Raw genomic sequence first — 20,802 nt, forward strand, 5'->3', positions numbered from 1 at the left:
GATAGAGTTGACCATAACAGGTTGCCCACCGGGATAAAACCAGCAGCAAAACAAGGCTGAGCGATTTGATGTTGAATGTGATCATGATTTAGGGGCAATTGGATCGGCTTGTCTCAATGACGATATTTTCCATCAGGGATCCAGCCAGACATCCTTTTCTGGAGAAGCTACTTACAGGCAGTAGCCAAGAAGATATTTCCTTTGTTTGTGAAATCATTTTCGTAACTGAAGCGCAATACAATGTTATGAGATTAACTAAGGCATAAATCAAATCTTTGTGGACATGTAGTGGACATAAAAAATCACAATTAGAAGCTCGAGGGGCTGATTTCTTATCGCAAGCGATTAAGCCGCTTCCAGGCTACAGCATATACTAAAGACCCGCTGATAATCAGAAAAATCAGAAAATATACATATGGCTCGGGGTTTGAAAGTAGGTGAGCTTCCATTTCGGCGATTTCATATGTATCTGCTTCTTTTGATGTCAGGAAGATAGAATATGTTCCAGCCAGGGAATGGACCATGTGCTGATTCTCATGATCCTCATTTCTCTCAAACATGCAGGTGTTTTTTATTTGAGCTAAAGGCTTACCATGCTTTTTATAATACAGCGAGTATTGTGCACCGTGGTCATGACCTGATCTCGGCATGGGTTCATAGTCCAGTAATTCCAGTTCATTTCCAGCTACATCATACAGTTGAAGGTTTTGAGAAAAATAGGAGAACAGTGCGTTCTCAAATTCCTCTTTATCAGATTTTTCCTTCAATTCCGGACTTGCATCAAATAAGGCATTGCGAATAGTCCAGGGAAAGTCCGCCTTCACCATGATGGAGAAGTCGGACTCTACAACCTCGAAACTTGCCTTGTTGGTCTCGTGACCAAAGGTCTTAAATGCCTTTATAATCAGGCAAAGGAGCAATAGGGTGATATACTTAATTGATCTTAAATTCATCTGTCGGAGCTTTTTGTTAATACCCAAAAGTAGAACCAGGAGCAGAAGAACTGTGCCGATAATTGGGACATTCAGTAGACACCCTATGCACTTTCATCCGAACTGTGTATGGTATCTTCAAGAATTATCCGCAGGAAGTACGATGCCATCTAATTGATCATAAACTCACTTGCAGGTGTACCCTTAAAACATCTAGGTATGACAGGAAAGGTTTCGGTCAATACATAATAATAAGTACCTGCGGGATATTCCGGTGTCACTCCGGTACGGCCATTGCATTCATCCAGATCACCAAGTCCGGCTATGTATTCGTAGTCATTGGAATAGGTGCCGTTATATTCTCCACAAGGTTCTGTAATTCCATCTCCGGGACGTTCACCGGATTTTAGTTGAAAACTTGATGCTAAGGAAACAGCCCCAGACTGGTCATCATTGGGATTGACATAACCATACTTGTAATAAATGGGAAACCCATCAGCGGCGTAACCGACAAGCGTCATTGCCGGATCAACCAGCCCCAGGGATTCAATAAAAAGTGTTGGAAAACCGTGGTAATGGTACTTGCCTTGTGGCTGAACATGTGCGTTGTTGCAGTCAAAGCCTAAATCCAGATTTGTGGCTTTCATGTTCCATTCCCAATTGAGATTGGGATCAGTAAAAGAACCAGAATGAGGCCATGGCTCAGCCGGTTCGGGGTCCAATTCAATTCCTGAAAACAGAATTCCGAAAGAGTATTGCGGTCCGGTAGTCAAAGACAAAAGCGGTGTGGTCGTAGAGGCCAAAACTCCGTCAGTAACCAGATTAAATGTTTCGTTCAGAACCGATATAGCATTATTATTAAGGGCTCCGTCAAAATTTCCAAACAACCCAAAGGCATGATTGGGAATAGAATTAGTACTTATCGTACGCGTGCCCATCGCTTCAACTATGCTGAAGCTATGAGTCTCCAAATTCAGCTCTGGGGCATTCGAATCTTTATCGCAATCCCCTCTATTGGTATCAATCGTAAGCTGTGAAGAACAGGGCGAAATGTCTTCTGTAAATGAAATATCCGCTGTGGCTTCTCCAAGCGTAACGGCAGACCAGCCCTCAGAGGTATAAACATACATTTCTTCTGTCACTTCGTTGAAAAACATTTGTCCAAGCATGGGATCTACCGGCACTTCTTCGCTGGAACTCCCTGAGCTCACCCTGTATATGGAAAGATCTACGGTTTCAGTTCCTCCTGATATAGATAAGACGTCATTCTTAAGTGTCAACTCCTGGTTATCCGTATTATCGAGATAGGAAGACAAATCTACTCGCTGGGGCTCATCATTGTCATTCTCTATGGATATAGATAGCGTATTAGAAGACAGGGAGAATTCGTCAATGGTTTGCACATCGGTATTGTCTAAATAAGTGGATAGGTCTACCGTGCTAGCTTCTTTGTTATCATTTTCCAGGGAAAGGGATAGTATGTTGGAGGACAAGGCAAATGCATCGATGGTTTGGTCATCTGAAGCTTCCGCAAGTGTGGACAGGTCTACGGTAGTACTTCCGCCTGAGATAGAAAGTTCGGTACCAGTCAATGTCAGTTCCTGTGCATCGGTATTGTCCAGGTAAGTAGAAAGGTCGACAGTTGTTGCGGATTCATTACCAGTAATGCTCAACTGGTTGTTGTCGATAGCCAAATCCTGAATTTCATTGAGTGGGTCAGCATCCTCATCGTCAGTATTGGCTACTTCTGCGGCATAAAGTGCATAAGGGACACTCAACAATTGCGTCGTACTTGACAGGGTGTAATCACTTCCTCCTGTTGGATCAATTTCTACTTTAATAAATTTTTCGCTCGCTGCCCAATCCAGAGACTCAAAGTCTCCACTTACCATAGCGCCTTCACCAATGATTGCGGTAAATAACCCGTAGTCATTTGTTGTTGCAGCATGGGTCTCCACATATTCACCTGTACCAGCTACACCACCTCCTAAAATGGAAAACTGAATACCTATAGTTTGGTTCGCAAGACCGTTCCCATTTGTATCTCTTGCAATACCCTGATAACTAATTCCGCTCGGTGCTTGTCCCTGAGACAAATTTGCACAGAGCGTGAATATGGTTAATAATATGAGGCTTTTCAACTCAGTGAATTTTGAAATATTCATTTTATTATTCTTTATCTTTTAAAATATCTGTTCGGCCGTTAATCCAATTTTATGAACCGTAGATCTTTGATTACTTCCGAATCTTTGGAGATGAGTCTCAACACGTACTGGCCCTGAGGCAATTGCGAGACGTTTATCCTTTCTTGAAATTTCTTGCGTATGATTTCCTTACCATCCATTTGAAGAAAGGCTATTTCATTAAAATCCTGGGATTCTGATTTTATTGAGATTTCTGAGGTAGACGGGTTCGGATAAATACTGAGTTGATATTTTACCGGATCCAGTCCTGTAGTCACCGCGATGATGATGACCGGTTGAAGCACCCCCTCAGCAAATACTATATCATCGGTAGCATAAGAATTTGCTATGACATCTCCGATCGAATAAGATAAGATCACTTGATCTGTGGAAACCTCAGTAACGCCTGTCGCATTGATCGACGATTGGCCAAAACAATTCACCTGAAGAAACAAAAAAAATATGGCAGCAAATCCCGAAATCAGTTTGGTTGTTTTTATCCTCATGGTCTGGTTTAGATTTAATTTATCGATCAGCGGTTGCCTTTCTGCAGCACAAGATTTGCTCTTTTTTCAATGCCATGTTGAGTGTCTTGGTTGACAAATGGTAGACAAGCCGCCGTCAGGCGCATAAAAAACACCAGAATGATGATGGGAAATTCTAAAACTTTCGGGTTTAGCTATGTTCAGCCAATCTGATCTAACAACTCTTTGTAGGTCTCTTCGTTGCCTTGATTAATGGCGGTTTCGATGTCCCGCTTCCATTTGGACTGGATGTGTTCATCTTCCAGTACTTGCAATAATGCATTTATTTCGCCTACCTGGTAGACTTCCAACGTGCGAAGTTGAGTGGCCAATTTGGACAGAAGGGCTCTCTCGTTGTCAAGGATCAAAGCTCCTTCCTCACCTCCATAATGGGTCTTCTGTACTTCTTCTGTTAATACTTTTCCTGAGGTTTCCAGAGGCAATATGACAAGAAAGGTGGTTCCTTTTCCAGCTTCAGAAGTTACTTTTATTTCCCCATTATGCGCTTCTACGGCCAACTTACAAAACGTAAGGCCCAAACCTGTAGAGGCAATTGGGCCATAAGCCTTGGAACTGTCTTTCCAGAATTTATCAAAAATATAAGGCAGCTTGTTTGGTTCAATCCCTTCCCCTTCATCTGTCACGCTGATTTGGCAAAAGGAATTAGCATTCTCCATGGTTGGTTCTACGCTAACTGTGATCAATCTCCCTGGTTTGGAATATTTGATGGCATTGTTCAATAAGTTAACCAGCACACGAACCATCATCTCGGAATCTGCCTTGACAGTCAACTCATTGGGCACACGGATATCGAGTCGCAGACTTTTCATCTGAAGCAGTAACGCTATCTGTAGCCGAGCTTCTTCTACCAGGTCTTTGATCTTACAGGATTTGAGGTCGAGAGATACTTCGGCTTCTTCAAATCTTTGGACATCCAGCATGTTGGTGACCAGGTTGAGTAGCACCTGCCCAGACTGACTGATACCGTTCATTTTCTTATCAAAGGGCTCACTGGCTGAAAAACCCAGGATCGTGTTCAGTGAATTTTTCATATCATGGGCGATCATGTGGGTCAGACCTTCTTTGAACTGTGATAATTCTTCCAATTTTTGATTTTGACTGCTGATCACCTCGTTGGCACGTTTCTTTCTTCGGTAGGAAATATAAAAACTAATAAAGAGTAGCAGAAACAAAATCACACCACCTAACGCTGTGTACTGTAATACTCTTTGTCTTTTGATCTCATTTTGAAGAATCAACTCTTCTTTTTCCTGGTCTGCCAGTAATTGTTCCTTTTCTTTGATGAACTCATAGTCGGCCTCCAGTCGGGCAATGTCGGCTGTGTTTTTTTCGTTGAATAAGGAATCTTGATTTTCCTTGAACAGTTCATGGTAGTATAGCGCTTTTTTGAAGTTGCCCCATTGCTTGTGTATCTTATAAAGTCCCTGAGCTGCTTCCTGCCGAGTCGACTTAACACCTGTTTGATAGGTATATTCAAGCGCTTTGGAAAAATATTCAAAACTTTGTTGAAGGTTATCTTTTTTCTGTTCGATTTGTCCAAGAAAGACCAAAATTATAGAGCTCCCTTCAATATCTCCACATTTCTTTGAATAAGTCAATGACTGTTTAAAATAATACCTGGCAGAATCATAATTATCCAAACCCTGAAAAGTAGCTGCTAAACCCTGTAAAGGCAAATGCATCGGACATTCCTGATCTATCTCCTTATAAAGGGCTATTGAGCGTTGCAGGTATTCCAAAGATTCGTCGTATCTCTTCAGATCTCCATAAACCTTACCAAGGTTACTCAAGCTATTTGCAATGATACTTTGATCTTCGGATAAGCTATCCAATCGATAACTCTCAAGAAAATAATCCAACGCTTTTTCATAATTTTCGCGGTTAACATAAGCTATAGCTAAGTTATTGAGTGCTGCACTATACCAATTTTTATTTTCGGGTCCAGTTGTAACCTTTAGTATTTTTAGATAATATTCAATGGCTCTTGAAGATTGACCCTGGTCATCATAAATTATGGCCAAAAAATTGTAGGCATGGTAATTGTTTTCATGCTGCTTTTCGCTGCGTAAAGCATATTCCAGGGCTAAATCATTGTTTCCTAGTCTGTTGTAGTAGAAAGCTGCAGATCTTAATGAAATACACTTCTCTTCCTTGTCGATAACGGGATCGTTTAATTGGTCTGCCCTTTTATAATAGTAGATGGCGGAATCTAAATGCTCTGTTTCATAATATTGATAATGATAGCCAAGGTCATTGAAGCTTTTAATGACTCCAAGTTTGAAACCGATACGCTCAGCCAACAGGTAGGACTTTCTAAGATATAGTCTTGAAGAATCTTTATTAAAGTCTCTATATCTAAATAAAATGGATTTATATCTATAGCCTCTGCACAGCCCTCTAAAGTGATTGATCTTACTTGCCAGATCAATAGCACTATCCGTCATCTGTGTAGCTTCTTTATATGCATAGGCATGCCGCAAGGATCGTCCAAGGTTCAGTAGCGTATTAACTCTGAAGGAATCCTGACCCGTATGCAACAGCACTTGCCTGAGACTATCAATCTTTTCTGTTTGCGCAATCAATGACTGGCTGGACAATAGAAATAGCCCAAAAATCATAGGTATAAACCATCGACAGGCCCTGGCGAGCTTTGCCGAAATGGTTAATACAAAATGATTCGAATATTGACGGTCTAAATAACTGAATAACATGCTTTCTCTCCAACCTTATATGCTGCATTGAATCTATCGAATATCAATGTAGTTGATTCAATTTACAAATGATACATCTGAAAGTAATGGTTTACAATGAAAATATAGATCAATTGTCAATTCAAGGTTTCTTTAAACCGTACTATGATTAATTATTTCTCATTTTAGCTAATGAACTCAAGCAACTCCCTGTAAACCGCTTCGTCACCCTGGTTAATGGCGGTTTCAATGTCTCGCTTCCATTTGGATTTGACTTGAGCTTCTTCAAGTTCTTGTAACAGGGCATTGATCTCACCGACCTGGTAGACTTCCAGCGTGCGAAGTTGAGTGGCCAATTTGGACAGAAGGGCTCTCTCGTTGTCAAGGATCAAAGCTCCTTCATTACCTCCATAATGGGTCTTCTGTACTTCTTCTGTTAATACTTCTCCTGAAGTTTCCCGAGGCAATATGACAAGAAAGGTAGTTCCTTTTCCAGCTTCAGAAGTTACTTTTATTTCTCCATTATGCGCTTCTACGGCCAACTTACAAAACGTAAGACCCAAACCTGTAGAGGCAATTGGGCCATAAGCCTTGGAACTGTCTTTCCAGAATTTATCAAAAATATAAGGCAGTTTATCTGCTTCAACCCCCTCGCCTTCATCGGTCACGCTGATCTGACAAAAGGAATCAGCATTTTCAGTAGTTGAGGCTATGCTAAGGGTGATAAGGCTGCCAGGTTTGGAATATTTGATGGCATTGTTCAATAGATTCACCAACACACGTACTATCATCTCAGCATCCGCCTGGATCGTGAGTTGATCAGGCACCCTAATTTCCAGTCTCAGGCTTTTCATCTGAAGTAGCAAGGCCACCTGCAATCGAGCCTCTTCTACTAAATCTTTCACTTGGCATGGCTTCAGGTCGAGAAACACTTCTGCTTCTTCAAACCGCTGGACATCCAGCATATTGGTTACCAGATTGAGCAATACCTGACCTGACTGACTGATGCCTTTCATCTTTTTATCGAAGGGTTCACTAGCTGAAAAACCCAGGATAGTGTTGAGCGAGTTCTTCATGTCATGGGCGATCATGTGGGTCAAGCCATCTTTGAACTGTGACAATTCTTCCATTTTTTGATTTTGACTACTGATCACCTCGTTAGCGCGTTTCTTTCTGCGATACGAAATGTAGAAACTTACAAAAAGCAGCAAAAACAAAATCACACCACCCAGCGCTGTATACTGCAATATTCTTTGCCGTTTGATCTCATTTTGAAGGATGAATTCTTCTTTTTCCTGGTCAGCCAGTAGCTGCTGTTTTTCCTGACTGAATTCATGTTCAGCTTCTAAGCGAGCAATTTCGGAAGTATTTTCTTCATTGAATAAGGAGTCATAGGTAGCTTTGAACATTTCATGATAATGCAATGCCTTTCTGAAGTCACCCAGTTGCTTGTTTACTTTATACAGCCCTTCTTCGGCATTCTGACGAGTGTCTCTTTTTCCTGTCTCTCTGGCCAAGTGAAGAGCTTGGGTAAAGTATCTTAGGCCAGACCTGAGATTTCCTCTTTGCTGTTCGACCTTACCCAGGCTCACCAGACAGGCTGCTCCTAAACGTGGGTCATTACATTTTTCACTCCGCTGCAGTCCTTTTTGTGCATAGTATTGTGCTGAATCCAGTTCATTACTTTGTAATTTAACATTAGTAATGTTGTACAAGGCCTCCCAACCATAGCAATGGTCATCATAATTCTTCATAATCTTCAATACCTGATGATAGTAACCTTCCGCTTTTTTTAACTGCTTCTGTTCTATATATAAAAGACCTACTTCCATAAGGGTCTTTGCCGCATCTAAGTCGTGACTCGCCTCTTCATAAATTTTAATGGCTTTTTGTAAGTAATCCAGCCCCTGATCGTATTCTCCCAATTCCCTTTGAACATTTGCAATTTGAACATAAATACTGGCCGTAAACACGATCCCTAGTTTTTCCGTCACATCCACAGCTTGATAGAAATAATTCAGTGCTTTGTAAAATTCTCCTCTGTTGCGGTATATAAGTCCGAGATTGAAAAGGTTAGTACCCATGGCACGTGAATTCCCGAGCTTTTCTTGAAACTTCAATGACTTAAGATAGTATGGTTCTGCATCCGCATAATTCGCCTGATGGTAGTATAGGTTGCCAATGTTGGTCAATATTTGTGCCTGTTTGTCGACATTTTGCATTTTCTCATAATACTTCAAACTCATGGTTAGTAATTCGGCAGCCTTGTCATACTCACCTTTACTCCAGTGTATGAGTCCCAAATTATTATGAATATTGGCCAATATCTCCTCACTCTTTATGACCATGGCAATTTGAAGAGCCTTTTGATTGTAGTTCCAGGCGGAGTCCATGTTACCTTTCATGAGCCAACCAATTCCTATTCTGTTTAGTGCATCAGCCTTTCCCTTGTCAAAATCAATTTTTTCGGCCAGAGCAAAGCCCTGCTTTCCAAGAAGAATAGTACTATCTGGATAAATGTCAAACATGGCATAGGCCATATTATTTAGTATCATGACTTTAGTCGTATCTTCTCTTACTTTCAACAGTTCGTTTTTGAGACTGTCTATCTTCACCCTTTGCGCCACCAATGGCGCCAGTAATCCAAAACAAAGACTAAAAAGAAGTAGGATGCATGATCTGCTTATACCGTATGGCATATTTCTCTCTTTAATTCTCAATGCTATTTTAGGAGTCATAAATAATGAAACAGGTCAGATCACTCAATTTACAAATGAAAGCTCAAAAAAATTACAGCACACTACAAAAAACAGGGCTATAAATAGAACACCTCTCAGCTTAAATCTAGAAGGCGAACAAAAACTTCCTCAAATCATCCTTTGGACCTAATTCCATCTTCTTTTTCAATCGGTTAATGGCTTTGCGCAGTGAGTCGTCTGATGTGCCTGTCATTTGACTGATCTCAAAATTGCCCATGCCTAGCTTGATATAGGCGCATAGCTTTCTATCGTTGAGGCTTAATTCAGGGAAGTTTTCGTCCAGCTTATCGAAAAAACCAGCATGAGTTTCCTCAAAGTGAATTTTGAACGTATTCCAGCTTTTTTCAAGATCCAACTGGGCTTTTAATTGTTTTTCTATAGACTTGATATCAGTAGCATAAACATAGTTGGTGATCCTGTCCAATCTTTCTACTTGATCGAGCAACTCCTTCAAAAGTGTAGTTTTCTGGTAATCCAGCACGGCAATACTGGATAATTCCCGTTGTTTGTGCTCAAGAGCCTCTTGTGCGTAATCCTTTTCTTTGATCAGCATTTCTTTGATGATCTCGTGCTGTCGCTTAATGCGCAAAGTAGATGTGACTCTGGCCGTGAACTCGATGGGATTGAAAGGTTTCCTTAAAAAATCAACGGCTCCCTCATCCAAGGCCTCCTTTAGGTTCTCTGCACTGGTCATTACGCCTGTAGCCACGATAATTGGAATTTCTTCGGTCTCTGGCGAAGACTTTAAGCACCTGATCGCCTCTATTCCTGTCATTTCTGGCATCTGCCAATCCATAATGATCAGGTCAGGCCTCTTTTTACCCGCCAAATCACACGCTACTTTTCCATTTGGAGCATAGTACACCTGATCTGTCTGGCCTTTGAGGTAAGACATAATGACCTCAACGTTAGAATAGTCATCGTCCGCTACAAGAAGACTGATATTTTTTAAGTTGGTTTGATTCATGGCTGGCTTACTAATACGCTGACCAAAGTAATAAGCTTTCAACTTCAATTTAAAATTTTATTTCAACTTATATGAATTACAGCTGTATTTCACCTTGATTCAAAATGAGCCAGACATAAAAAAACCGAGGCTTTCACATCGGTCTATAAGTTTGTGATTTATACTCTGTAGGTTACCAGGCGTACTTGCCATGGGCAGGGAATGACATAGTACAGAGGGTATGTTCAGCCTTTGTTGGTCTTGTGACCAACAAATCACGAACGTTTCGGGTCATATGAATTCCCTACCCTGCCGTCATTCCACGAATTGCCTGGAGAAATTTAATGACTCGAAGAGGTTATCGGGCAATTGTAGGGGAATCCCAGGGGTCAGTTGATAATTGAACAATCAGAAGGTTCCCAAGTCTCCCATGCTCCGCAAGGTAGCAAGGGAATGACGGAGGTATTGTGAGGTTGTAAGATTAGCCTGCTGAAGGCAAAGAATAATGAAGCTGCTAAACCATGTGATCGAAAGGTTCCCTAACTTCTCGTACCAAGAATCGGGAAATTGCGTACAAAAAGGTAGTTTAGTAAATGTGGAGCAATAAAAAACCCCGTCGGAATCCAACGGGGTTTCAATAATATCTATAAGTATTTCAGCTTATTTCAGCTGATCTACTACTGCTTTGAAAGCTTCAGGATGATTCATTGCTAAATCAGCCAATACTTTTCTGTTCAATTCGACTTCAGAGGCAGTCAATTTGCCCATAAACTGAGAATAAGACAAACCGTGCTCTCTGGCTCCGGCGTTGATTCTCTGAATCCACAATTTTCTAAATTCTCTCTTCTTAACTTTTCTGTCTCTGTAGGCATAGTTAAGACCTTTTTCAACGGCATTCTTTGCTACCGTCCATACATTTTTTCTTCTTCCGAAATAACCCTTGGCTAATTTCAGAACTTTTTTTCTACGAGCTCTACTCGCTACTGTGTTTACCGATCTTGGCATAATTTTTAACTTTTTTTGATTATTGGCGATCTCACTTCCGTGTGATACTTATGACCAATACTCTGGTGAAAATTTGAACCTAATCTCGCCCTTGGCGTGATTAAATGTTGAGCATTTCTTTAACATTCGCTACGTCTGACTTATGGACTAGTCCCATTTTGGTCAAGTTTCGCTTTTGCTTGGTTTCTTTCTTTGTCAGAATGTGGCTTTTGAAAGCATGCTTTCTTTTGATTTTACCAGACCCTGTCAGCTTAAACCTTTTCTTAGCTCCTGCTTTAGTTTTAACTTTTGGCATTTGTATATATTGATAAAAAATTAATTCTTCTTTAAAGCTTTCGGCGAAAGCATCAAAAACATTCGTTTTCCCTCCAATTTAGGAAGCTGCTCCACCTTAGCGTGCTCTTCGAGAGACTGAGCAAATTTTAATAACAAAATCTCCCCTCTATCTTTAAAAACGATAGTCCTACCCACGAAATGCACATAGGCCTTCACCTTTGCCCCTTCTTTCAAAAACTTGATCGCATGATTTAATTTAAAATTAAAATCGTGATCATCAGTGTTTGGACCAAATCTAATCTCCTTCAACACGCTTTTATGCGCCTTGGATTTGATCTCTTTTTGTTTCTTTTTCTGCTCGTACTTAAACTTTGAGTAATCGGTAATTTTACAAACCGGAGGATCTGCATTAGGCGATATCTCCACTAAATCCAATCCCTGATCTTTTGCCATATTAATGGCCTGTGCAGTTGGATATACATCCACCTTTACATTTTCACCAACTACCCTAACTTCTCTGGCAGTGATCCGATCATTTACTTTGTAGGGTTCTTCAACACGACCTCTAAAGCCACGTCTTTGGAATCTTTGTTTAGCGATTTTTACTTAAGTTTTAGATTTACAAAAAATTTCGAGCTGCAAATATCGACATTATTTATAGAAATACAACATCTGCATACTGTAATAGCGCATTTAATTCGCCAACCTTGTAGGTATTGAATTCAATATATCAATATAATCCCTTTATGCAAAGCACACCTATTATATATAGCAATTAATTCAACCATAGGAATAGCCCAAATCCGTCGAATTTCACATCCTTTTTACACCTATCTGAGATTGCTTAAAATAGTTTGGCATTAATACTTTAAATATCTTTCTTTGCACAGATTTTTAAACCAAACAATAATAAAATGTCTGATATAGCACAAAAAGTTAAATCAATTATTATCGACAAATTAGGAGTGGAAGAGTCTGAAGTAAGCAATGAAGCAAGCTTCACTAATGACCTTGGTGCTGACTCTTTAGACACTGTCGAATTGATTATGGAATTTGAAAAAGAGTTTAACATCTCTATTCCAGACGATCAAGCTGAAAATATCGGTACTGTAGGACAGGCTATCGACTACCTAGAAGCGAACGCAAAATAATTTAAACATACCTAAACAGGGAACTAGCATTTATGCAATTAAAGCGAGTTGTAGTTACCGGCATTGGAGCTCTCACGCCTATAGGAAATAATGCCGAGGAGTATTGGCAAGGACTTTCTAAAGGCGTGAGCGGCGCTGCTACCATTACCCGTTTCGACGCGGAAAAATTCAAAACCCAGTTTGCTTGTGAAGTAAAGAATTACGATCCCAACGATCACTTTGATCGCAAGGAAGCTCGTAAGATGGATTTGTTCACACAGTTTGCCCATGTTGTAGCAGACGAAGCAGTTAAAGACTCAGGTCTTGATGTTGAGAAAATCAACAGCGAAAGGGCCGGTGTGATTTGGGGTGCCGGTATTGGTGGATTGAAAACTTTTCAAGATGAAGTAATGAACTTCGCTGGAGGAGATGGAACACCGCGCTACAATCCTTTCTTCATTCCGAAGATGATTGCAGATATTGCACCCGGTATGATTTCTATTAAATATGGATTCCGAGGACCAAACTTTACTACAGTAAGCGCTTGTGCCTCAGGAACCAACGCTATTATCGATTCATACAACTACATCCGACTAGGGATGGCTGATGTATTTATCACTGGCGGATCAGAAGCAGCAGTATGCGAATCTGGCGTCGGCGGATTCAATGCATTAAAAGCATTGTCCGAAAGAAATGACTCCCCTGAGACTGCATCCAGACCGTTTGACAAAGATAGAAATGGCTTTGTTCTGGGAGAAGGCGCTGCTAGTCTCATTCTGGAAGATTATGACCATGCGGTGGCGCGTGGTGCTAAAATATATGCTGAATTAATCGGTGGTGGCATGTCTGCCGACGCCTATCACATGACAGCCCCTCATCCCGACGGAATTGGTGCTACCAATGTGATGATCAATGCCCTTAAAGATGCCAACCTAAAACCAGAGGATGTAGATTATATAAACGTCCATGGGACTTCTACTCCATTAGGTGACATCAGTGAATCTATGGCGATTCAAAATGTATTTAAGGAGCACGCCTACAACTTAAACATCTCATCTACTAAATCTATGACTGGTCATCTCTTAGGAGCAGCCGGAGCCATAGAGGCAGCAGCCTGTGTGATGGCTATTCAAAATAGTGAGGCGCCCCCTACTATCAATCATTTTACTGACGATGAGCAGTTTGACTCTAAGTTGAATTTCACATTTAACAAATCCCAAAAAAGAGATATTAAAATTGCTTTGAGCAATACCTTCGGGTTTGGTGGACACAATACTTCCATCATTTTCCGTAAATTTGAGGGTTAACATTGTGAAACTAATATAAAAATCGCTGCAGTTATTTAGAAATTCTAGAGATCGGAAGTTTGCCGTTCTGCTCAAACAAATTATTGGGTTTAATCCATCCAATCTTAAGCTCTATGCCCTTGCCATGAGGCATAGCTCTGCCGCACAAGAGAGTCGCAAGGGTTATTTAGAGTCTAATGAGCGCCTGGAATACCTTGGTGATGCCGTTTTAGGCATGGCCGTAGCCGAATACCTTTTTAACAAGTATCCATTCAAAGATGAGGGCTTTCTCACGGAAGTGAGATCAAGAATGGTAAATCGCGAACATCTCAATCAACTGGCAAAGAAAATAGGCCTTGCAGATGTAATTAAATACAATGGTCAGCTCAAAGCTAATGGTCAGTCTTTCAAATCCATATATGGAGATGCCTTAGAAGCTCTGGTAGGAGCAGTATACCTTGACAAGGGTTTCAACGGTACTAAATCTTTCATTTTCAAAAAGCTAATCATTCCGCACATCGATTTAGACGAAATCATTAGCACTAATACCAACTTTAAAAGCAAGATCATAGAATGGTCTCAAAAGGAAAACAAAGACTTGCGTTTTGAAGTAGAAGAACAAGACAACGAGAAGCATTTTAAGAAGTTTGAGGCAAAAGTTTTTGTGGGCAAAAAAGAAATAAGTGTAGGGCATGGTCTTAGCAAGAAAAAAGCTGAACAGAATGCTGCTGAAAAATCCTGTCAAATCCTTAATATTGATTAGAATTTTCTAAATCATATAATGAGTCAAATCAGAATCGGAGGTGCCTGCCTCAATCAAACCCCAATCGGTTGGGCCAACAATATCGCTAACATCAAGGCTGCGATTCTGGAAGCTCAAGAAAAGAACGTTGAAATCCTATGCTTACCCGAACTCTGTATAACTGCTTATGGGTGTCAGGACCTGTTTTTGAGTGAGTGGCTGGTAGAAGAGGCTCTGACTCAGCTCATGACAATTGTGCCATTATGCAATGACATTGCTGTTGCGGTAGGCCTTCCTATTCGGCATAACCAAAAGATTTATAATACCACCTGCCTGATTCAGAATAGTCAAATTCTTGGCTTCTATGCCAAACAGATCTTAGCGAACGAAGGAATTCATTATGAGCATAGGTGGTTCTCTCCATGGCCAAGCGCTGTAGTAGAAAAATTCTCCTACGCCAATAAGAATTATCAAATCGGTGATTTAACCTTTCATATTGATGGGGTTCACACGGGTTTTGAAATTTGTGAAGACGCCTGGAATAAGGAGCGACCAGCTTGTCGCTTGTACGAAAAAGGTGTGGATCTGATTCTAAATCCCAGTGCCAGCCATTTTTCATTTGGCAAGCATAAAATCAGGGAACAACTGATTGTTACCAGCAGCAAGAGCTTCGAATGTCACTATCTCTATGTAAACCAACTAGGCAATGAATCTGGTCGGGTGATCTATGATGGTGATATCATACTCGCTAGTCATGGTCAGTTATTAGCTGCTAACGACCGATTGTCATTCCAGCCCTATCAGTTGATGTATTTCGACATTGATACCGAGCAGAAAGAGTATAAAAGTACTTCTCAGACAGATTCAATTGACAATAATCGTGATTTTGCTAAAGCAGCTTCGCTAGGTCTATTCGACTATCTCAGGAAAAGTAGAGCGAATGGATATACAATCTCCCTGAGCGGTGGGGCAGATTCCTCATCTATAGCCGTGTTAGTAGCCGAGTTGGTTCGCAGAGGTGTATTAGAATTGGGACTTGAAAAATTCCTAGATTCGATTCATTTAAAGGCAGATTGGAGCAACGAACTATCTGTGAACGAGGTTATAAAACAGATTACAAATCGCATTTTAATCACAGCCTATCAGGGCACTAAAAATTCTTCAGAGGGTACATCTAGCTCGGCCCAACATTTAGCAGAGTCCGTAGGTGCACAATTCAAACATTGGAAAATAGATGATGTGGTAGATTCCAACCATGATATCATAGAAAAAGCCATAGGAAGGAAACTAACCTGGGAGCAGGATGATATTGCTATGCAAAATATTCAAGCCCGTTCGAGATCTCCCTTGATCTGGATGATAGCGAATATTACCGGTACAATTCTGCTTACCACTTCCAATCGAAGTGAAGGAGACGTGGGATATACTACCATGGATGGGGACACAAGCGGTAGCCTGGCTCCCATTGCCGGGGTGGATAAACCCTTTTTGCTTCAATGGTTGAAGTATGCTGAAACCACATTGGGTTATAAGGGTTTACAACAGGTCAATAACCTAACCCCTACGGCCGAACTACGTCCAAAAGGGTACACACAAACGGATGAAGACGACCTGATGCCCTATTCTATTTTAGTGCAAATTGAAAGACTGGGTATCTACCAAAGAAAATCTCCCTTGGAAGTATATCAGGCTTTGATGAAAGAGCTTTCGATAGACACGGATTTGCTAAAAACATACATTCGTAAATTTTACAGACTGTGGTCAATCAATCAGTGGAAAAGGGAGCGTCTTGCACCTTCATTTCATTTAGATGACTTTAATGTGGATCCTAAGACCTGGTGCAGATTTCCTATCCTATCAGGAGGGTTTGAGGAAGAGTTGAAGCAATTAGATCAGCTATAACTCATTTGCTGTAAGCTTTTCCAGCAAAAGTGTATTCCCAAAATAGCCACAAATACTATCATTAGATCTGCGAAATAAGTCAGAATAAATTCCCCGCCTGCTCCTTGGAAAATCATTTGAAAAATTTGAATGATCAACTGAATAGCCAATTCACTACAAATTGCAATGCACAACCAGAGTAACAATCTTTTCATTACTTAGTATTTTCTATCCAACACTTCTTTGAGGACCATAGCTCTTCGAACTCCGTCATAGTCGGAGAGCACCTCTGCTATTCCGTCCGCCATTTCGGTATTTTCTTCTTCAACAACAAAGTGTTCATCTCTTTGAAATTCTAGCTTTTTCCTCTCAACTGGCTTATGGGGTACGATGTCGATGAGTTCGTCCGGTTCTACGGCCTCAACATTCTTTTTCTGGTAATCCACTAAATCCGTAGCTAATACTGGCTCTGATTTGGCATGCTCCAATGGCTCGCTTTTTTCTTTAGCAGTAAACTCGGGTGCGGCTTCTCCTGTCAATTCTTTTAAAATATCTTCAAAAGTGGGTGCCGCCTTCTTCGGAGGCCGAGGTGTATCCAATACTTCATAGTCACCCTCCTCATCGAGTACCTCCTGCTTTTTTTTCTTGCCAAAAACCTTAGACAAAAGATATATAGCTCCGATAACCAGGTAATAAATTAAGGAATCATCCATGGTTCAAATGTAGGCAAAAATTGAGACATCATTATTCATTAATGTTCTCTTTCAAAATGTGGTTTAATTGTTAATAAGTTTGATATTTCTCTCAGTTGACCTTTCGGAAATAATTCTAAATTTGTTGGTTCTGAAAAAAGTGTTTACTACATGCAACTGACCAAGTTAGAGATTAAAGGATTCAAAAGTTTTGGCGACAAGATCGTCATCAATTTTGATGAGGGTATTACTGGAATTGTGGGACCAAACGGCTGTGGAAAATCTAATGTGGTAGATTCTATCCGATGGGTTCTCGGTGAGCAAAAAGTAAAATCCTTGCGCTCTGAAAAGATGGACAACATCATTTTCAACGGCACTAAAAATCGTAAGCCGACTCAATTGGCTGAAGTATCTCTTTCTTTTAAAAACACAAAAAACCTTCTTCCCACTGAATATTCCAATGTAACTATTACACGTCGCTATTATCGCTCTGGCGAAAGCGAATACCAACTCAATGGAGTAACTTGTAGATTGAAGGACATCACCAGTCTATTTCTTGATACAGGCATTGCTTCTAACAGCTACGCCATCATTGAATTAGGAATGGTAGACAATATTTTGAATGACAAGGACAATTCAAGAAGGGGCCTGTTCGAAGAGGCAGCGGGAATTTCTAAGTTCAAAATCAGGAAAAAAGAAACTCTCCGAAAGCTGAACGACACAGACGCTGATTTGGATCGTGTGGAAGATTTACTTTTTGAAATTGACAAAAACCTGAAATCATTAGAGCGACAAGCAAAGCAAGCACAAAAATACTATCAGATAAAAGAAGACTATAAAACTTTCAGCGTTGAGTTGGCAAAATCCACACTACAACAACAGAAAGAAAAGTTAGAAACTTTAAAGAAGGCCTCCGAGGGTAACAATGACAAAAAAATCAGTCTCAACAAGCAACTAGCAGAAAAAGAAGCTCAGGCGGAAAAAGCTAAGGTCGATCTGGTCAATAAGGAAAAGACGCTCGCAACCAGACAAAAATCTCTCAACGAACATGTCAATAAAATTCGTCAATACGAGAGTGAGAAAAAGATTAAAAATGAACGCCTTAGGTTTTTGAATGACCGAAGCGACAACTTGAAAGAAATCATTGAGCAGGACAGAAAAAGTAGCGAACGAGCCTCATTTTCCATTTCAAGTCTGAGCAATGAAAAACTAACCTCTGAGAAAATATTGAGCGAAGTATTTCATAAGCTGGAATCTCTAAAACAAGATTTCGAACAAGAAAAAGCTAAGAATGAGGCACTTAAAAATGAAGGTGAAGAACTCAACCAAAGTTTCACAACAAAAAAGGAAGAAGTTTACCAGCTCATAAAATCGCTAGAGATCAAGTCTATCCAAATTAGTGCTTTGAAACAAGAGCTTGAAAAAGCGGCTACTGATACTTCCACAAAAACTGAAAATCTTCAGAATTTTGAAAAAAGAATTGCAGAAATAGACACTGAAAAAAAAGAAAAGCAAGAACAGTTCGACTACCTAAAATCTAAGGATGAGGAACTCAAAAACAGAATAACCCACTCAGAGAAAACCATCGAGGTCATTAGGGAAGAATTGACCCAAGTCAACAGAAAACTAGATGCTTCGCAAAATGAGTACAATCTAACTAAGTCTTTAGTCGACAACCTCGAAGGATTTCCAGAGGCAATCAAGTTTCTTAAAAAAGAAACGAGTTGGAGTAAAAATGCACCCTTGCTCTCTGATATATTGACCTGTCCTGAGGAGTATCGTGTAACGGTGGAGAACTATCTCGAGCCTTACATGAACTACTATATAGTCGACACAGAAGCGGAAGCATTTAAGGCCATTAACATTTTGAGCGACGCTTCAAAGGGCAAAGCTCACTTCTTTATCCTGGATCGTTTCGAAAAATTCAAGTCTACTCAGACCGAAATTTTGCAAAATGCTGTCCCCGCTACCGAGGTGGTTGAATATGATCAGAAATATAAAAAACTGATAGGTTATATTCTGGACAATGTATACATCAGCAACTTCAATGATTCTGAAGGCGTGGATCATAAAGGCACGGTTCTTATTACCAAGAATGGAAAAGTAATTGATAGGCCTTTCAGTATCTCTGGTGGATCTGTAGGTCTGTTTGAAGGTAAGCGAATTGGCCGAGCTAAAAACCTGGAAAAACTTTCCACCTCTATTAAAAAGTTAACTTCAAAGCTGAACGAAGTCAAGTCAAACCTGGAAGAAAAAGTATCTGATCTTACTAGGCTGAAAGAAAGCAATTACGAGGAGCAACTCGAACAAGTGCAAGTAGAATTGACACATATCAAGGAGGAATACGTGTCTTTTACCACAAAACAAGAACAGTTTTCCAACCTTCTCAACGAAAATACGACCAAAAGTGAGGACATTCTTGAAAATATTAATTTACTCAACGAGGAAATAGCAGAACTGACACCAAAAAAAGAGACAGAACAAAAACTTCTGGATGAGCTAGAACTCAAAAATACTAGTTTCAAAGAAGAACTGGTCGCATACAATGAATTGCTCAATGAGAAGTCAACGGCCTTCAATCAAGAAAATATCCTTTATCACCAGCAGCAAAACAAGGTCGCCAGTATCGCGCAGGAAATTTCTTATAAAGAAGCGAATCTAGAATCAGCCAAGGAACGAATAGAAAAAAATCATTCTGAACTGAAACAGACTGATGAGGAAATTCGACAGCTGATTGAAAAGTCTGATTCAAATGATGATCAGCTCATCGAAATGTATGAAGAAAAGGAGTCAATTGAACAAGCTGTAACTGAAGCCGAAAAGGGCTATTATGCAGAAAGAGAACTCATTGAAAACGTAGAAAAGGAAGCCAGAGAGATTCAACGAGAGCGTGAACAAACCGACATGAATACCATGGAAGTACAGAACGAACTCAATGAAACGCGTCTTGAGCTCAGCGGTGTCAAGGAACGTCTATCTGTAGAGTTCAATATTGACATTGATCAGCTTCTCATCGATAGCAAGGAAGAAGACGATAAAAGCGTAGCTCTTAAGGACATAAGCGAGGAAGAGTTGCGAGCCAGAGTTGAGAAGCTAAAAAGCCGAATGGATACCATAGGACCCATTAACCCTATGGCCATGGAGGCGTACGAAGAAATTAAGGAACGTAACGATTTTATTGTTACTCAGAAGGAAGATTTACTAAAGGCTAAGGATTCGCTAATGGAAACCATTAGTGAAATAGATGCTGTTGCCAAAGACACATTTGTAGAAGCATTTGAGAATATCAAAACCAACTTCATCCGAGTCTTCCGATCACTCTTTACCGAAGAAGATCAGTGTGATTTAAGATTATCCAATCCTGATGACCCGTTAGAATCTTCCATAGAGATCATGGCAAAACCAAAAGGCAAAAGACCTTTAAGCATAAATCAACTATCCGGTGGAGAAAAGACACTTACAGCAACAGCGCTGCTTTTTGCGATCTACTTAATCAAACCTGCACCATTCTGTATTTTCGATGAAGTTGATGCTCCTTTGGATGATGCCAACATTGATAAATTCAATAATATCATTCGAGAATTTTCTAACGAATCACAATTCATCATCGTCACCCACAATAAGCGCACAATGGTTTCAACTGATGTCATTTATGGTGTCACTATGGTAGAACAGGGTGTTTCACGGGTTGTTCCTGTGAATTTGAAGGAGCTGGCTTAGTCATTTTGAAATTCA

15 protein-coding genes are annotated in these 20,802 nt (G+C 40.3%); 5 read left to right on the top strand and 10 right to left on the bottom strand.

The genetic code is table 11. The annotated features are described in order from the left end of the window. Positions 1–332 precede the first annotated feature (332 nt). From ABJD64_RS20395 to infC, 9 genes are all read right to left on the bottom strand, one after another. Positions 333–953 (bottom strand): hypothetical protein, encoded by a 621-nt coding sequence (locus tag ABJD64_RS20395; protein ID WP_348182443.1) that lies wholly within the window; start codon positions 951–953, stop codon positions 333–335. 149 nt (positions 954–1,102) lie between these two features. Then, positions 1,103–3,097, bottom strand: a complete 1,995-nt coding sequence (locus ABJD64_RS20400) for a YHYH protein (protein WP_348182441.1) — start codon at positions 3,095–3,097, stop codon at positions 1,103–1,105. A gap of 38 nt (positions 3,098–3,135) precedes the next feature. Then, a complete protein-coding gene (locus ABJD64_RS20405; RefSeq protein ID WP_348182439.1) occupies positions 3,136–3,621 on the bottom strand; it encodes a T9SS type A sorting domain-containing protein in 486 nt (161 codons plus the stop codon). Between the two features lie 179 nt (positions 3,622–3,800). Beyond that, entirely contained in the window at positions 3,801–6,278 is a 2,478-nt protein-coding gene (locus tag ABJD64_RS20410; RefSeq protein ID WP_348182437.1) for a tetratricopeptide repeat-containing sensor histidine kinase, read from the bottom strand. A 257-nt stretch (positions 6,279–6,535) separates the two neighbouring features. After that, positions 6,536–9,049, bottom strand: coding sequence for a tetratricopeptide repeat-containing sensor histidine kinase (locus tag ABJD64_RS20415; RefSeq protein WP_348182435.1), 2,514 nt, complete (start codon positions 9,047–9,049; stop codon positions 6,536–6,538). Between the two features lie 145 nt (positions 9,050–9,194). After that, positions 9,195–10,124 carry a response regulator gene (locus ABJD64_RS20420; RefSeq protein ID WP_348182433.1) on the bottom strand — a complete coding sequence of 310 codons (930 nt, stop codon included), beginning with the start codon at positions 10,122–10,124 and terminating at the stop codon, positions 9,195–9,197. A 591-nt stretch (positions 10,125–10,715) separates the two neighbouring features. Further along, the gene (gene rplT / locus ABJD64_RS20425; RefSeq protein WP_348182432.1) at positions 10,716–11,060 is read right to left on the bottom strand and encodes a 50S ribosomal protein L20; all 345 of its coding nucleotides are present in this window, start codon (positions 11,058–11,060) and stop codon (positions 10,716–10,718) included. 100 nt (positions 11,061–11,160) lie between these two features. Beyond that, positions 11,161–11,355 (bottom strand): 50S ribosomal protein L35, encoded by a 195-nt coding sequence (rpmI, locus tag ABJD64_RS20430; RefSeq protein WP_084373962.1) that lies wholly within the window; start codon positions 11,353–11,355, stop codon positions 11,161–11,163. 20 nt (positions 11,356–11,375) lie between these two features. Continuing rightward, positions 11,376–11,936 (bottom strand): translation initiation factor IF-3, encoded by a 561-nt coding sequence (gene infC, locus ABJD64_RS20435; RefSeq protein ID WP_348182449.1) that lies wholly within the window; start codon positions 11,934–11,936, stop codon positions 11,376–11,378. Between the two features lie 314 nt (positions 11,937–12,250). Here infC and ABJD64_RS20440 point away from each other — a divergent pair, with 314 nt between their 5' ends. From ABJD64_RS20440 to nadE, 4 genes are read left to right on the top strand one after another with little or no spacing between them, the layout of a single operon-like run. Further along, on the top strand, positions 12,251–12,487 hold the full coding sequence (locus tag ABJD64_RS20440) for an acyl carrier protein (protein ID WP_348182430.1): 237 nt from the start codon (positions 12,251–12,253) through the stop codon (positions 12,485–12,487). Positions 12,488–12,519: 32 nt separating this feature from the next. Next, positions 12,520–13,773 carry a beta-ketoacyl-ACP synthase II gene (gene fabF / locus ABJD64_RS20445; RefSeq protein ID WP_348182428.1) on the top strand — a complete coding sequence of 418 codons (1,254 nt, stop codon included), beginning with the start codon at positions 12,520–12,522 and terminating at the stop codon, positions 13,771–13,773. A 25-nt stretch (positions 13,774–13,798) separates the two neighbouring features. Beyond that, complete coding sequence (gene rnc, locus ABJD64_RS20450) at positions 13,799–14,515, top strand: ribonuclease III (RefSeq protein WP_348182447.1); 717 nt, start codon at positions 13,799–13,801, stop codon at positions 14,513–14,515. Between the two features lie 18 nt (positions 14,516–14,533). Further along, positions 14,534–16,396 (top strand): NAD(+) synthase, encoded by a 1,863-nt coding sequence (gene nadE / locus ABJD64_RS20455; RefSeq protein WP_348182426.1) that lies wholly within the window; start codon positions 14,534–14,536, stop codon positions 16,394–16,396. 197 nt (positions 16,397–16,593) lie between these two features. Here nadE and ABJD64_RS20460 read toward each other — a convergent pair whose 3' ends face one another. Then, positions 16,594–17,088, bottom strand: a complete 495-nt coding sequence (locus tag ABJD64_RS20460) for a hypothetical protein (protein WP_348182424.1) — start codon at positions 17,086–17,088, stop codon at positions 16,594–16,596. Positions 17,089–17,238: 150 nt separating this feature from the next. Here ABJD64_RS20460 and smc point away from each other — a divergent pair, with 150 nt between their 5' ends. Next, on the top strand, positions 17,239–20,787 hold the full coding sequence (gene smc / locus ABJD64_RS20465; RefSeq protein WP_348182422.1) for a chromosome segregation protein SMC: 3,549 nt from the start codon (positions 17,239–17,241) through the stop codon (positions 20,785–20,787). Positions 20,788–20,802 lie beyond the last annotated feature (15 nt).

Source organism: Reichenbachiella sp. (assembly GCF_039944555.1).
In the GTDB taxonomy this organism is placed as follows: domain Bacteria; phylum Bacteroidota; class Bacteroidia; order Cytophagales; family Cyclobacteriaceae; genus Reichenbachiella.

Excerpts from the sequence above, each read along its gene's own strand:
- ABJD64_RS20395 (WP_348182443.1), bottom strand. The coding sequence starts at position 953 with ATGAATTTAAGATCAATTAAGTATATCACCCTATTGCTCCTTTGCCTG.
- ABJD64_RS20400 (WP_348182441.1), bottom strand. The coding sequence starts at position 3,097 with ATGAATATTTCAAAATTCACTGAGTTGAAAAGCCTCATATTATTAACC.
- ABJD64_RS20405 (WP_348182439.1), bottom strand. The coding sequence starts at position 3,621 with ATGAGGATAAAAACAACCAAACTGATTTCGGGATTTGCTGCCATATTT.
- ABJD64_RS20410 (WP_348182437.1), bottom strand. The coding sequence starts at position 6,278 with ATGATTTTTGGGCTATTTCTATTGTCCAGCCAGTCATTGATTGCGCAA.
- ABJD64_RS20415 (WP_348182435.1), bottom strand. The coding sequence starts at position 9,049 with ATGCCATACGGTATAAGCAGATCATGCATCCTACTTCTTTTTAGTCTT.
- rplT (WP_348182432.1), bottom strand. The coding sequence starts at position 11,060 with ATGCCAAGATCGGTAAACACAGTAGCGAGTAGAGCTCGTAGAAAAAAA.
- rpmI (WP_084373962.1), bottom strand. The coding sequence starts at position 11,355 with ATGCCAAAAGTTAAAACTAAAGCAGGAGCTAAGAAAAGGTTTAAGCTG.
- ABJD64_RS20440 (WP_348182430.1), top strand. The coding sequence starts at position 12,251 with ATGTCTGATATAGCACAAAAAGTTAAATCAATTATTATCGACAAATTA.
- fabF (WP_348182428.1), top strand. The coding sequence starts at position 12,520 with ATGCAATTAAAGCGAGTTGTAGTTACCGGCATTGGAGCTCTCACGCCT.
- nadE (WP_348182426.1), top strand. The coding sequence starts at position 14,534 with ATGAGTCAAATCAGAATCGGAGGTGCCTGCCTCAATCAAACCCCAATC.
- ABJD64_RS20460 (WP_348182424.1), bottom strand. The coding sequence starts at position 17,088 with ATGGATGATTCCTTAATTTATTACCTGGTTATCGGAGCTATATATCTT.
- smc (WP_348182422.1), top strand. The coding sequence starts at position 17,239 with ATGCAACTGACCAAGTTAGAGATTAAAGGATTCAAAAGTTTTGGCGAC.